The sequence below is a fragment of the Pseudomonas sp. FW300-N2A2 genome (assembly GCF_017351735.1).
GTDB lineage: Bacteria > Pseudomonadota > Gammaproteobacteria > Pseudomonadales > Pseudomonadaceae > Aquipseudomonas > Aquipseudomonas migulae.
Map to the genome: position 1 here is coordinate 318239 of NZ_JACNDU010000002.1, position 13931 is coordinate 332169.

At 60.9% G+C, this 13931-nt stretch carries 9 protein-coding genes; 6 read left to right on the forward strand and 3 right to left on the reverse strand.

Annotated features, from left to right (window positions below; translation table 11 throughout):
- The first annotated feature begins 111 nt into the window (after positions 1 to 111).
- From dnaB to J4E42_RS04985, 5 genes are all read left to right on the forward strand, one after another.
- Positions 112 to 1506 carry a replicative DNA helicase gene (gene dnaB / locus J4E42_RS04965; protein WP_008035349.1) on the forward strand — a complete coding sequence of 465 codons (1395 nt, stop codon included), beginning with the start codon at positions 112 to 114 and terminating at the stop codon, positions 1504 to 1506.
- 191 nt (positions 1507 to 1697) lie between these two features.
- Positions 1698 to 4001, forward strand: a complete 2304-nt coding sequence (locus J4E42_RS04970) for a YgiQ family radical SAM protein (RefSeq protein WP_192226931.1) — start codon at positions 1698 to 1700, stop codon at positions 3999 to 4001.
- A gap of 397 nt (positions 4002 to 4398) precedes the next feature.
- Complete coding sequence (locus J4E42_RS04975) at positions 4399 to 7674, forward strand: DUF2126 domain-containing protein (RefSeq protein WP_207284730.1); 3276 nt, start codon at positions 4399 to 4401, stop codon at positions 7672 to 7674.
- An 88-nt stretch (positions 7675 to 7762) separates the two neighbouring features.
- Positions 7763 to 10249 carry a circularly permuted type 2 ATP-grasp protein gene (locus tag J4E42_RS04980; protein WP_207284731.1) on the forward strand — a complete coding sequence of 829 codons (2487 nt, stop codon included), beginning with the start codon at positions 7763 to 7765 and terminating at the stop codon, positions 10247 to 10249.
- The gene (locus tag J4E42_RS04985; RefSeq protein ID WP_207284732.1) at positions 10249 to 11139 is read left to right on the forward strand and encodes a transglutaminase family protein; all 891 of its coding nucleotides are present in this window, start codon (positions 10249 to 10251) and stop codon (positions 11137 to 11139) included. The genes J4E42_RS04980 and J4E42_RS04985 overlap by 1 nt, the downstream gene beginning before the upstream one ends.
- Positions 11140 to 11301: 162 nt before the next feature.
- Here the strand turns inward: J4E42_RS04985 and J4E42_RS04990 are convergent, their stop codons facing one another.
- Positions 11302 to 11493, reverse strand: coding sequence for a hypothetical protein (locus J4E42_RS04990; RefSeq protein WP_008035362.1), 192 nt, complete (start codon positions 11491 to 11493; stop codon positions 11302 to 11304).
- Between the two features lie 68 nt (positions 11494 to 11561).
- Complete coding sequence (locus tag J4E42_RS04995) at positions 11562 to 12149, reverse strand: TIGR00730 family Rossman fold protein (RefSeq protein ID WP_008035363.1); 588 nt, start codon at positions 12147 to 12149, stop codon at positions 11562 to 11564.
- A 343-nt stretch (positions 12150 to 12492) separates the two neighbouring features.
- Here J4E42_RS04995 and azu point away from each other — a divergent pair, with 343 nt between their 5' ends.
- The gene (gene azu / locus J4E42_RS05000; protein WP_008035372.1) at positions 12493 to 12939 is read left to right on the forward strand and encodes an azurin; all 447 of its coding nucleotides are present in this window, start codon (positions 12493 to 12495) and stop codon (positions 12937 to 12939) included.
- Between the two features lie 164 nt (positions 12940 to 13103).
- Here the strand turns inward: azu and nadE are convergent, their stop codons facing one another.
- A complete protein-coding gene (gene nadE, locus J4E42_RS05005) occupies positions 13104 to 13931 on the reverse strand; it encodes an ammonia-dependent NAD(+) synthetase (RefSeq protein WP_008043144.1) in 828 nt (275 codons plus the stop codon).

The following is a 13931-nucleotide window of genomic DNA, read 5'->3' on the forward strand; positions in this document are numbered from 1 at the left end:
TGTCGGCTGGCACCCTCGGGTGCTTGCCGGTAACATCGGGCACGATCCTGTTTACAGGTCGTGCCCTTTGTCTTTCTGCAGTTCCTGATTTTCACAACTATTCAAGTGGCCATGAACGATATCTCCGCTCCCGAGCAATACGATCTGCAAACCGCTTCCCTGAAGGTGCCGCCGCATTCCATCGAGGCCGAACAGGCCGTGCTCGGTGGTCTGATGCTGGACAACAACGCCTGGGAGCGCGTGCTTGATCAAGTCTCCGACGGCGATTTCTATCGACATGACCACCGCCTGATTTTCCGCGCGATCGCCAAACTCGCCGACCAGAACTCCCCGATCGACGTCGTGACCCTTGCCGAGCAATTGGACAAGGAAGGTCAGACCTCGCAGGTCGGTGGCCTCGGTTACCTCGGTGAACTGGCGAAAAACACGCCGTCCGTCGCCAACATCAAGGCGTATGCGCAGATCGTTCGCGCGCGAGCGACGTTGCGGCAGTTGATCGGCATCGCCACCGAGATTGCCGACAGTGCCTTCAACCCGGAAGGTCGCACGGCTGAAGAGATTCTCGACGAAGCCGAGCGGCAGATCTTCCAGATCGCCGAGGCCCGGCCTAAAACCGGCGGCCCGGTGAGCGTCAATGACCTGTTGACCAAGGCCATCGACCGCATCGACACCTTGTTCAACACCGATAACGCCATCACTGGCTTGTCCACCGGTTACACCGACCTCGACGAGAAGACCAGCGGCCTGCAGCCGGCCGACTTGATCATCGTCGCTGGCCGTCCGTCGATGGGTAAAACCACCTTTGCGATGAACCTGGTGGAAAACGCCGTGTTGCGCAGCGACAAGTGCGTACTGGTTTACTCGCTCGAGATGCCAGGCGAATCGCTGATCATGCGTATGTTGTCGTCCCTCGGCCGTATCGACCAGACCAAGGTCCGTGCCGGTCGCCTGGACGACGACGATTGGCCGCGCCTGACATCGGCGGTCAACCTGCTCAACGACCGCAAGCTGTTCATCGACGATACGGCGGGCATCAGCCCGTCGGAAATGCGCGCGCGGACCCGGCGTCTGGTGCGTGAGCACGGCGATGTCGCCCTGATCATGATCGACTACCTGCAATTGATGCAGATTCCGGGCTCCGGTGGTGACAACCGGACCAACGAGATTTCCGAGATCTCGCGTTCCTTGAAGGCCCTGGCCAAGGAATTCAATTGCCCGGTGGTGGCGCTGTCCCAGCTCAACCGCTCCCTGGAGCAACGACCGAACAAACGGCCGATCAACTCCGACCTCCGGGAATCCGGAGCGATCGAGCAGGATGCCGACGTCATCATGTTCGTTTACCGGGATGAGGTTTATCACCCGGAAACCGAACACAAAGGCATCGCCGAAATCATTATCGGCAAGCAGCGGAACGGCCCGATCGGCACGTCGCGACTGGCGTTCATCGGTAAGTACACCCGCTTCGAAAACCTGGCGCCGGGTAGTTACAACTTCGACGACGAGTAAATTATGTAGCGCCTGTCAGGGCCTCATTCGCGGGCAAGCCTCGCTCCTACAGGGGATCACATTCCTCTGTAGGAGCGAGGCTTGCCCGCGAATGAGGTCGCCACCAATTTCCGACCATAACCGTCGGAATTGGTCATTTTTTGTGCTACATTCCGCGCCCGCGATTTTTCATCTCAACACCGGTCATCGTCATGCAAACAGCCAAGCCGTTATTTGACTATCCCAAGTACTGGGCCGAATGCTTCGGTCCAGCGCCATTCCTGCCAATGAGCAGGGAGGAGATGGATCAGCTTGGCTGGGATTCATGCGACATCATCATCGTCACCGGTGATGCCTACGTTGACCATCCGTCGTTCGGCATGGCGATCATCGGCCGGCTGCTGGAGTCCCAGGGCTTCCGCGTCGGGATCATTGCCCAGCCGAACTGGCAGTCCAAAGACGACTTCATGAAGCTCGGCGAGCCGAACCTGTTCTTCGGTGTCGCGGCCGGCAACATGGACTCGATGATCAACCGCTATACCGCCGACAAGAAGATCCGCTCCGACGACGCCTACACCCCCGGTGGCCTGGCGGGCAAACGTCCGGATCGCGCGAGCCTGGTTTACAGCCAGCGCTGCAAGGAAGCCTACAAGAACGTGCCGATCGTACTCGGTGGCATCGAAGCGTCCCTGCGCCGCATCGCCCACTACGACTACTGGCAGGACCGGGTGCGCAACTCGATCCTGATCGACGCCTGCGCCGATATCCTGCTCTACGGCAACGCCGAGCGTGCGATTGTCGAAGTCGCCCAGCGCCTGTCCTACGGCCACAAGATCGAAGACATCACCGATGTGCGCGGCACTGCGTTCATCCGTCGCGATACGCCGAAGGACTGGTACGAAGTCGACTCCACGCGTATCGACCGTCCGGGCAAGATCGACAAGATCATCAACCCGTACGTGAACACCCAGGACACCCAGGCCTGCGCCATCGAGCAGGAAAAGGGGCCGGTTGAAGACCCGAGCGAAGCCAAAGTCGTACAGATTCTGGCCAGCCCGAAAATGACCCGCGACAAGACGGTGATCCGTCTGCCGTCGGTCGAGAAGGTCCGTGGCGATGCGGTGCTTTACGCTCACGCCAACCGCGTGCTTCACCTGGAAACCAACCCGGGCAACGCCCGCGCGCTGGTGCAGAAGCACGGCGAAGTCGACGTCTGGTTCAACCCGCCGCCGATTCCGATGACCACCGAAGAAATGGACTACGTGTTCGGCATGCCTTACGCCCGTATTCCTCACCCAGCGTACGGCAAGGAAAAAATCCCGGCCTACGACATGATCCGCTTCTCGGTGAACATCATGCGTGGCTGCTTCGGCGGCTGCACCTTCTGCTCGATCACCGAGCACGAAGGCCGGATCATCCAGAACCGTTCCGAAGAGTCGATCATTCGCGAAATCGAAGAGATCCGCGACAAGGTGCCAGGTTTCACCGGCGTCATTTCCGACCTCGGCGGCCCGACCGCGAACATGTACCGCATCGCGTGCAAGAGCCCGGAAATCGAATCCGCGTGCCGCAAGCCATCGTGCGTGTTCCCAGGCATCTGCCCGAACCTGAACACCGACCACTCGTCGCTGATCCAGCTGTATCGCAGCGCCCGTGCGTTGCCGGGTGTGAAGAAGATTTTGATCGCTTCCGGTCTGCGCTATGACCTTGCGGTCGAGTCGCCGGAATACGTCAAGGAGCTGGTGACCCACCACGTCGGTGGTTACCTGAAGATCGCCCCGGAACACACCGAGGAAGGTCCGCTCAATCAGATGATGAAACCGGGCATCGGCAGCTATGACAAGTTCAAGCGCATGTTCGAGAAGTACTCCAAGGAAGCCGGGAAAGAGCAGTACCTGATTCCGTACTTCATTGCCGCTCACCCGGGCACGACCGACGAAGACATGATGAACCTGGCCCTGTGGCTCAAGGGCAACGGCTTCCGTGCCGACCAGGTGCAGGCGTTCTACCCGTCGCCGATGGCCACCGCCACCGCGATGTACCACTCGGGCAAGAACCCGCTGCGCAAGGTCACTTACAAGAGCGACGCCGTGACCATCGTCAAGAGCGAAGAGCAGCGTCGTCTGCACAAGGCGTTCTTGCGTTACCACGACCCGAAAGGCTGGCCGATGCTGCGTGAAGCGCTGACCCGCATGGGCCGCGCCGACCTGATCGGGCCGGGCAAGAACCAGTTGATCCCGCTGCATCAGCCAGCGAGCGACAGCTACCAGAGCGCCCGTCGCAAGAACTCGACGCCGGCCGGCAGTCACAAGGTCGCAGGTGAGAAGACCACCAAGATCCTGACCCAGCACACCGGTCTGCCACCGCGTGCCAGCGATGGCGGTAACCCGTGGGACAAGCGTGAACAGGCCAAGGCAGCGGCATTCGCCCGCAACCAGCAGGCGGCCAAGGAACGCAAGGATGCAGCCAAAGGCAAAGGGCCGAAGCCTGCGCGCAAGCCGGTTGTGCCGCGCTAAGCCTCACTTGAGCTGAACAGAACGCCAACCTTCGGGTTGGCGTTTTTGTGTGCGGCAACCACGCGGGCGTTTTCAGAGTCAGATAATGGGTTGTAGCTACTGGCCTCATCGCGAGCAGGCTCGCTCCCACAGGTTCTGCTTTGGATGCAGAATTTGTGAACGACAGAGATCATTGTGGGAGCGAGCCTGCTCGCGATGAGGCCACTACAGCCGCAGCCAATTCCAGCTGACAGCCCACTGGTCGCCACATTTGCGTGCAACGCCCACAAACCAATTTCCTGCATCGCCCGATTTTGGTGCTGTACTGCCTCAAGCAACCGGAGAAAGCGCCAGCGCCACTGGATGGCATAAGTCTTGCGCGCTTTCGATAACGCTTAAGGCTCGCAGGAGGCACGCCGTGTCGATTCATGTCGCATTGCACCACGTCACGCATTACCGCTACGACCGCGCTGTCGAGCTCGGTCCGCAGATTGTTCGCCTGCGCCCGGCCGCCCACAGCCGTACGCGGATACTGTCGTATGCGCTGAAAGTCTCGCCCGAGCAGCACTTCATTAACTGGCAGCAGGACCCCCAAGGTAATTACCTGGCGCGTCTGGTGTTCCCGGAGAAAACCGAGGAACTGCGGATCGAGGTCGATCTGCTGGCGGAAATGGCGGTGTTCAATCCGTTCGACTTCTTCCTCGAACCCTACGCGGAAAAAATCCCGTTTGCCTACGCCGCGGACGAGCGCAAGGAGCTGGCACCGTACCTGGAAACCCTGCCGCTGACGCCGAAATTCAAGGCCTATCTGGACGGTATCGACCGCACGCCGCTGCCCAGCGTGGATTTCCTCGTCGCGCTCAATCAGCGCCTGAGCGAGGACATCGGCTACCTGATCCGCATGGAGCCAGGCGTGCAGACGCCCGAACACACCCTCGAACATGCCTCCGGTTCCTGTCGCGACTCGGCGTGGCTGCTGGTGCAGCTGCTGCGCAACCTGGGCCTGGCGGCGCGTTTTGTCTCCGGCTATCTGATTCAACTGACCGCCGACGTCAAAAGCCTCGACGGCCCGTCGGGCACCGACGTGGATTTCACCGATTTGCACGCCTGGTGCGAGGTCTATTTACCCGGAGCCGGCTGGATCGGCCTGGACGCGACCTCAGGCCTGTTTGCCGGTGAAGGACACATACCGTTGGCGTGTAGTCCCGATCCGGGCTCTGCGGCACCGATCAGTGGCCTGGTGGAACCGTGCGAGTGCGAATTCACCCACGAAATGTCCGTTGAGCGGATTTGGGAGGCGCCGCGCGTCACCAAGCCCTACACCGAAGATCAATGGCTGGCGATCCAGGCGTTGGGCCGGCAGATTGATGCCGACCTGCTGGACGGCGACGTACGCCTGACCATGGGCGGCGAGCCGACCTTCGTCTCCATCGACGATCCGGACGGCGCCGAGTGGAACACCGCCGCGCTGGGGCCAGACAAGCGGCGTTTGTCCGCCGAGCTGTTCCAGCGCATGCGCAAACATTACGCACCCAAAGGACTGGTGCATTTCGGTCAAGGCAAGTGGTACCCCGGCGAGCAACTGCCGCGCTGGTCACTGAACTGCTACTGGCGCCGCGATGGCGTGCCGATCTGGCACAACAGCGCGCTGATTGCCGATGAGCAAGAAGACTACGGTGCCGATGGCGAACTGGCCGGGCGTTTTCTGGCGAGTGTCGCCGAACGCCTGAAAATTCCGACACGCTTTGTGTTCCCGGCCTACGAAGACAATTTCTATTACCTCTGGCGCGAAGGCACTTTGCCGCAGAACGTCAGCGCCGAAGATTCGCGTCTGGAAGAACCCTTGGAGCGTGCGCGACTACGCAAAGTCTTCAGTCAGGGGTTGGATAAAGTGATCGGCCAGGTGCTGCCATTGGCGCGCACCGCCAAGGGCGATCAGTGGCAAAGCGGTCGCTGGTACCTGCGCGACGAGCACTGCCGGTTGGTGCCGGGCGATTCGCCACTGGGTTATCGCTTGCCGCTGGGCTCGCAGCCGTGGGTGAAAGCCGCCGAGTATCCGTTCATCTACCCCAACGATCCCAATCAGGAATTCCCGACGCTCCCGGATACTCAGCAGTTGAGCCGCCCCGTCGCCGCGGCCGAAGCGGTCGAGCGTGATCTGGAAATCGACGAATCCGCCGATTGGCTGACGCGCACCGCGTTCTGCGCCGAGGCGCGGGAGGGGCGGTTGTACTTGTTCATGCCGCCGCTGGAGCGGGTCGAGGATTATCTGGAGCTGGTCACTGCAATCGAGGCCACGGCTGAGGAGCTGCATTGTCCGGTGCTGCTGGAAGGCTATGAACCGCCAAGCGATCCGCGTCTGAGCAACTTCCGCATTACCCCGGACCCAGGCGTGATCGAGGTCAACGTGCAGCCGTCCGCCACCTGGGATGAACTGGTCGAGCGCACCGAGTTTCTCTACGAAGAAGCGCGCCAGACGCGGCTGACCACTGAAAAATTCATGATCGACGGCCGACACACCGGCACCGGCGGCGGTAACCATTTCGTACTGGGCGGTGCGACACCGGCTGACTCACCGTTCTTGCGCCGTCCCGATTTGCTGCGCAGCCTGATCAGTTACTGGCATAACCACCCGTCGTTGTCCTACCTGTTTTCCGGATTGTTCATCGGCCCGACGTCTCAGGCGCCGCGCGTCGATGAAGCGCGCAATGATGCGTTGTACGAGCTGGAAATCGCCTTCGCCCAGATGCCTTCACCCGGCGAAGAATGCGCACCGTGGCTGGTCGACCGGCTGCTGCGCAACCTGTTGATAGACGTGACGGGTAACACTCATCGCGCCGAATTCTGCATCGACAAGCTTTATTCGCCCGATGGCGCAACGGGGCGCCTTGGCTTGCTGGAGTTGCGTGCTTTTGAAATGCCGCCCCATGCGCGCATGAGCCTCGCGCAACAGTTGTTGCTGCGCGCGCTGGTCGCGCGGTTCTGGCGCGAGCCTTACGCGCCGCCGAAACTGGCGCGCTGGGGCACGGAATTGCACGACCGGTTCCTGTTGCCACACTTTATCGAGCAGGATTTCGCTGATGTGATCGTCGACCTCAATGCCGCGGGTTATCCGGTGCGGGCCGAGTGGTTTGCCGCGCATCTGGAGTTTCGCTTTCCCAAGGTCGGCGATTACGCCGTCAGCGGCATCGAACTGGAAGTGCGTCAGGCGCTGGAGCCTTGGCATGTACTGGGCGAGGAGGGCGCGGTCGGCGGCACGGTGCGCTACGTGGATTCGTCCCTGGAGCGCTTGCAGGTGAAGCTCACCGGCCTGGCACCGCAGCGCTATTTGCTGACCTGCAACGGCGTTCCGGTGCCTTTGCAGCCGACCGGCCGGGTTGGCGAATTCGTCGCAGGCGTGCGCTTTCGTGCCTGGCAACCGGCCAACTGTCTGCAACCGACGATCCCGGTCCATGCGCCGCTGGTGTTCGACCTGCTCGACACTTGGATGCAGCGTTCGCTGGGGGGGTGTCAGTACCACGTCGCCCATCCGGGCGGGCGCAACTATGACAGCTTGCCGGTGAACGCCAATGAAGCCGAGAGTCGGAGGATGGCGCGTTTCTTCCGCATCGGACACAGCCCGGGGAAACTTCCTATACCAATTCTGGAAATAAACGACGAGCTGCCGATGACTCTCGATTTGCGACGTTTCTAAACCGTACGCGACGCTCGGATTTTTCGTATATCCGGGCGTCATGAGCGTGCGTTAGTCTGACCGTTCCTTGCTGTCTGCCGAGCTTTCCATGCCTGACCTGCTTGACCGCTACCCGCTGACGGCGGGCACTTATCACGAACTGCTCGACGACAGTGGCGCCGTACGCCCGCACTGGCGTCGGTTGTTCGACCAGTTGCAACGCAGCACGCCCGCGCAGCTGGTGCAGCGTCAGGCACTGCTGACCCGGCAGATCCAGGAAAACGGCGTGACCTACAACGTCTATGCCGATCCCAAGGGCGCGGACCGGCCGTGGGAGCTGGACTTGCTGCCGCACGTGATCGCTGCGGACGAATGGGAGCACTTGTCGGCCGGGATCGCCCAGCGGGCTCGACTGTTGAATGCTGTGCTGGCGGACTTGTACGGCCCGCAACGGTTGATCGCTGAAGGCTTGTTGCCGGCTGAGCTGGTATTCGGTCACAACAACTTCCTCTGGCCCTGTCAGGGCATCACGCCGCCCGACGGGGCCTTTCTGCATCTGTATGCCGTGGATCTGGCGCGCACGCCCGACGGTCGCTGGTGGGTGACGGCGGATCGGACCCAGGCACCGTCCGGCGCCGGTTACGCGCTGGAAAACCGCACGATCGTGTCCCGGGCCTTCCCCGAGTTGTACCGTGATTTGAAGGTGCAGCATCTGGCCGGGTTCTTCCGCACGCTTCAGGAAACCCTGGCCCGTCAGGCGCCAAGCGACGATGAAGTGCCATTGGTGGTGCTGCTGACGCCGGGGCGTTTTAACGAAAGCTATTTCGAGCATCTGTACCTGGCGCGGCAACTCGGTTATCCGTTGGTGGAGGGCGGCGACCTCACGGTGCGCGATGCCACGGTTTACCTGAAAACCTTGAGCGGCCTGCGTCGGGTCCACGCGATCATGCGTCGGCTCGACGACGACTTCTGCGATCCGCTGGAACTGCGCACGGACTCGGCGCTCGGTGTGCCGGGCCTGCTCGAAGCCGTGCGACAAGGACGGGTGCTGGTGGCCAACGCGCTCGGCAGCGGCGTGCTGGAATCGCCGGGGTTGCTGGGCTTCCTGCCGAAGATCAATCAATTCCTGTTCGGCGAAGAGTTGATCCTGCCCTCTATCGCCACGTGGTGGTGCGGCGAAGCGCCGGTGCTGGCCCAGGCGCTGGAAAAACTGCCGGAATTGCTGATCAAACCAGCGTTCCCCTCACAGAGCTTCGCGCCGGTGTTTGGCCGCGATTTGAGTGAAAAACAGCGTCTGGCGCTTTCCGAGCGCATGCAGGCACGACCTTATGCCTATGTGGCGCAAGAACTTGCGCAATTGTCCCAGGCGCCGATCTGGCAGGCCGAGGGCGGTCAGTTGCAACCTCGGGCCATCGGCATGCGCGTGTACGCAGTGGCGAGTCGCGACGGGTATAGGGTTCTGCCTGGCGGTTTGACCCGGGTGGCCGCCGAGGCTGACGCTGAAGTGGTGTCGATGCAACGCGGCGGCGCGAGCAAGGACACTTGGGTGCTGGGGGATCGGCCACCCAGCGGCGAACAATGGAAAGCCCAGCGCAACATTGGCGTGCACGATCTGGTGCGACGCGATCCGTATTTGCCGTCGCGGGTGGTGGAAAACCTGTTCTGGTTCGGCCGTTACTGCGAGCGCTGCGATGACAGTGCGCGGTTGCTGCGGATCATGCTGGCGCGCTACGTCGATGGCGATGATCCGCAAGCGCTGGAGGCCGCGGTCGATCTGGGTGAGCGGTTGATGTTGCTGCCCGAAGAAGGCGAGCTGCCTGAACGGTTGTTGGCGGCGTTGCTTGGTGACGACTGGCCGTTCAGCCTGCGTTCCAACCTGCAGCGCTTGCAGTGGGCGGCGTCGCAAGTGCGCGGCAAGCTCTCGCGGGAAAACTGGCAGGCGCTGGTGGAGTTGCAGCGTGAGGCCGTTGAACTGGAAACCGAAGAACCGGATTTCGGCGAGTTGCTGGATTTCCTCAACCGTCTGGTGATGTCGCTGGCGGCGCTGTCGGGTTTTGCGCTGGACGACATGACCCGGGATGAAGGCTGGCGCTTCCTGATGATCGGTCGACGGATCGAACGCCTGCAATTTCTCAGTGGCAGCCTCGCGGCGTTTCTGCGCGGTAGCGGCGCCTTTGATCAGGCCGGGCTGGAGTGGCTGCTGGAGCTGGGTAACAGCAGCATCACCTACCGCTCGCGGTATCTGGCGGTGGCGCAATTGATTCCGGTGCTGGACCTGTTGCTGCTCGACGAACAAAACCCCCACGCGGTGCTGTTCCAGTTGAAGCTGGTGACCCGCACGCTTAAACGTTTGAACGATGATTTTGGTGTGCCGCGCGAAGCTGGTCTGCCGTTTCTGGTGGAGCGTCTGGCGCGCTTTGATCTTGGGTGTCTGGAGAATTCGCTGTTCGGTGAAGCCAGCGTACGCGCCGCCATCAATGGCCTGGCCGACCTGCTGCAAGAGATCGCCGATGCGAGCGGGCAGGTGTCGGATCGTTTGGCATTGCGCCATTTCGCCCACGTCGATGATGTCAGCCAACGCACGGTGTCCGTCTGATGAGCGCTCATTACCAGATTTTCCATGACACCCATTATCACTACGACAGCCCGGTGTCCCTCGCCCAGCAGTTGGCGCATCTGTGGCCGCGCTCGTGCGCCTGGCAGCGTTGCACTGCGCAACAATTGCAGATCAGCCCCGACCCGACGGCGCGCCGCGACGAACTGGATGTGTTCGGCAACCCGCTGACCCGGCTGGCGTTCGAGCGACCTCACGATGAGTTACTGGTCAACGCCAGTCTTACCGTCGAAGTGCTGGCCCGGCCAACGCTGGACTTCAATCAATCGCCGGCCTGGGAAGAAACCCGCAACGCACTGACCTACAGCAGCCAGCCGCTTTCGTCCGACGTGCTCGAAGCGTGTCGTTACCGGTTCGAATCGCCCTATGTGCATTTGAAGCGCTACTTCGTCGAGTTCTCGGAAAGTTGTTTTCCGGCGGGCCGGCCGCTGTTGCTCGGCGTCCAGGCGTTGATGGAAAAAATCTTCAGTGAATTCACCTTCGACGCCGAGGCCACTCAGGTGGCAACGCCTCTGGTGGAAGTGCTGGAGCGCCGTCGCGGGGTGTGCCAGGACTTCGCTCACCTGATGCTCGCTTGCGTGCGTTCCCGTGGGTTGGCGGCGCGTTACATCAGCGGCTACCTGCTGACTCAGCCGCCACCGGGCCAGCCACGGCTGATCGGTGCCGATGCATCACACGCCTGGGTTTCAGTGTTTTGCCCGGTGTTGGGTTGGGTGGATTTCGATCCGACCAACAATGTGCAACCGGCGCTCGAACACATCACCCTGGCCTGGGGCCGGGATTTCTCCGATGTATCGCCGTTGCGTGGGGTGATTCTGGGGGGCGGAAATCACGATCCGGAAGTCCGGGTCACCGTGATGCCACTGGAGTAACGAAGATCCACCCTGTAGGAGCGAGCTTGCTCGCGATGGACGTCAACGATGACGCGTCCTGTCTGGAAAAACGCGCTGTCTTCGATATCTTCGCGAGCAAGCTCGCTCCTACACGGGACACAGATCCGGTGGGCCTGATCAGATCATCGGGCCCTGAGGGTCTCAGGCGTCGGGCGCCTGATCTTTCGGTGCTTCAACATCACTTTCTGCGGTCACTTCACCGTCTGCTTCCGGGTTCAGTGCGGCGGCGTCTTCTTCAGCTGAAGCTTTCTTGCGCTGAAGCTTTTCCTCTTTCTTCTGCTCCTTGGCCAAGTCTCTCTGACGTTTGGCGAAGGAATAATTAGGTTTAGCCATGGGCGATCCTCTGGGGTCGAAGGTGAGGTTGAGCGGCGCATATTCTGCCCTGTATCGGTGCCTAGCCGTTAGCTGGGTTTTTGCTCGGCCCATTTTGGCAGTACCGAGGGCTGCCAGGCGTCCAGTGCATCGAGCAGGGTGTGCGGCGATTCGCTCACTTGCAGCATGTCACGGTGTGCTTCGCGAACGAAGCCTTCGCCGACGATATGATCAAGAAAACCGGTCAACTTGCTGTAGAAACCGTTCACTTCCAGCAGTCCCAGCGGTTTGCCGTGGTAGCCGAGCTGACCCCAGGTCCAGACTTCGAACAGTTCTTCCAGAGTGCCCAGGCCACCGGGCAGCGCGATAAAGGCGTCGCTGAGCTCGGCCATCCGCGCCTTGCGCGCATGCATGCCGTCGACCACTTCCAGGCGCGTGAGGCCGCTGTGACCGATTTCCTTGTCTTTGAGGCTTTGCGGGATGATCCCGATCACTTCACCGCCGGCCGCCAGTGCGGCGTCGGCGACGATCCCCATCAGCCCGACGGCACCGCCGCCATAGACCAGGGTCAGCTTGCGCTCGGCCAACGCTCGCCCGAGGGCGACAGCCGCTTCACGATAAGCCGGGTTGGTGCCGGTGCTGGCACCGCAAAATACACAAACGGACGCTAAAGACATGCCTTACTCCATGGTCAGGATGGCCACAGAGTAAAGGCAGAGGCGCTATGCTCCAAGGTCTAAACTTCACGCCGGGACGTTTCACAGGTGCCACTGGCGCCACAGGCGTAAGCGGCGAGCAAACTGCACAACAGGCTATTGATGGACATGACAGACGCTCCGTATAAGTGATGACGACCTGATGATAGGGCCGCCCTAGACGTCTGGCTGGTAGATTGTTTCGATAGGTGTCATAGCCCGAAAGTTGTATACAATTTTTGATTCAGGTCATAGGAACTTGCGAAGTTTTCAGGCAGTCTTCTGTCCATTCGCACTTTTGTTAACCCTGCCTTGGAGATTCACCATGTTTGCCAAACTTGTTGCGGTATCCCTGCTGACACTGGCCAGCAGTCAATTGATGGCTGCCGAGTGCAAGACGACCATCGATTCCACCGACCAAATGGCCTTCAACACCAAGGCCATCGAAATCGACAAAAGCTGCAAGACCTTCACCGTTGAACTGACCCACTCCGGCAACCTGCCGAAAAACGTCATGGGCCACAACTGGGTGCTGAGCAAAGAAGCGGACATGCAGCCGATCGCTACCGATGGCCTGTCTGCCGGCATCGACAAGAACTACCTGAAAGAAGGTGACGCGCGCATTATCGCTCACACCAAAATCATCGGCTCCAAGGAAACCGACTCGGTGACCTTCGATGTGTCCAAGCTTGATGCTGCCGAGAAATACGGCTTCTTCTGCTCGTTCCCGGGCCACATTTCGATGATGAAAGGCACGGTTACGCTGAAATAAGCGAATCGCGCGCATAAAAAAAGCGTCCACTTGGGACGCTTTTTTTGTGCCCGGCGTTTGACCGAGTCATCGTTCATCGCTAGCAGGCTAGCTCCCACAGGTACTGCGCTGTCCTTGTGGGAGCTAGCCTGCTAGCGATGACGTCGGTCCAGACGCCGCCTTATTTATGGTGCAAACGGCATCACCCGCTTGTGATGGGTCTTCCTGTACGTATCGCAAATGATCTTGAACGCTTCCTCGCGCACCGGCTGCCCATGCAGGAACGCGTCGATCTCGGCATACGTCACGCCATGGGACGCTTCGTCCGGTTTACCCGGCGACAGGTCTTCAAGGTCCGCCGTCGGGACTTTTTCCACCAGCGATTCCGGCGCGCCGAAACTGCGGGCAATCGCCCGGACCTGATTTTTCACCAGACCGCTCAGCGGGGCCAGGTCGCAGGCGCCGTCACCGAATTTGGTGAAGAAACCCATCACCGCTTCCGCCGCATGATCGGTGCCGATCACCAGGCCATGGGCCGCGCCGGCGATGGTGTACTGGGCGACCATACGCATCCGCGCCTTGGTGTTGCCGAGGACGAAATCCACCGAGACCGCGTGCTTGCCTTCGAACGCTGCCACTTCATTGGCCAGGGATTTGACCGCCGGGCCGATGTTCACGGTGTGGCGCTCGTCCGGCTTGATGAAATCCACCGACGCCTGGGCGTCGTGTTCATCGAACTGGGTTTCGTACGGCAGGCGCACGGCGATGAACTTGTAGTTGTCATCACCGGTGCGGGTGCGCAGTTCACACATGGCGCGCTGCGCCAGCAGGCCGGCGGTCAGGGAATCGACGCCGCCGCTGATCCCGAGCACCAGGGTCTTGAGCCCGGAATTGACCAGGCAATCCTGGATGAAACTGATGCGCCGCGCGATTTCAGCCTCGAGGGCGGCCTCGTCGGCGAATGGCGGTTGAACCTTGAGCTGCTCAGCAATCTCACGCTGTACGGCTTGCAT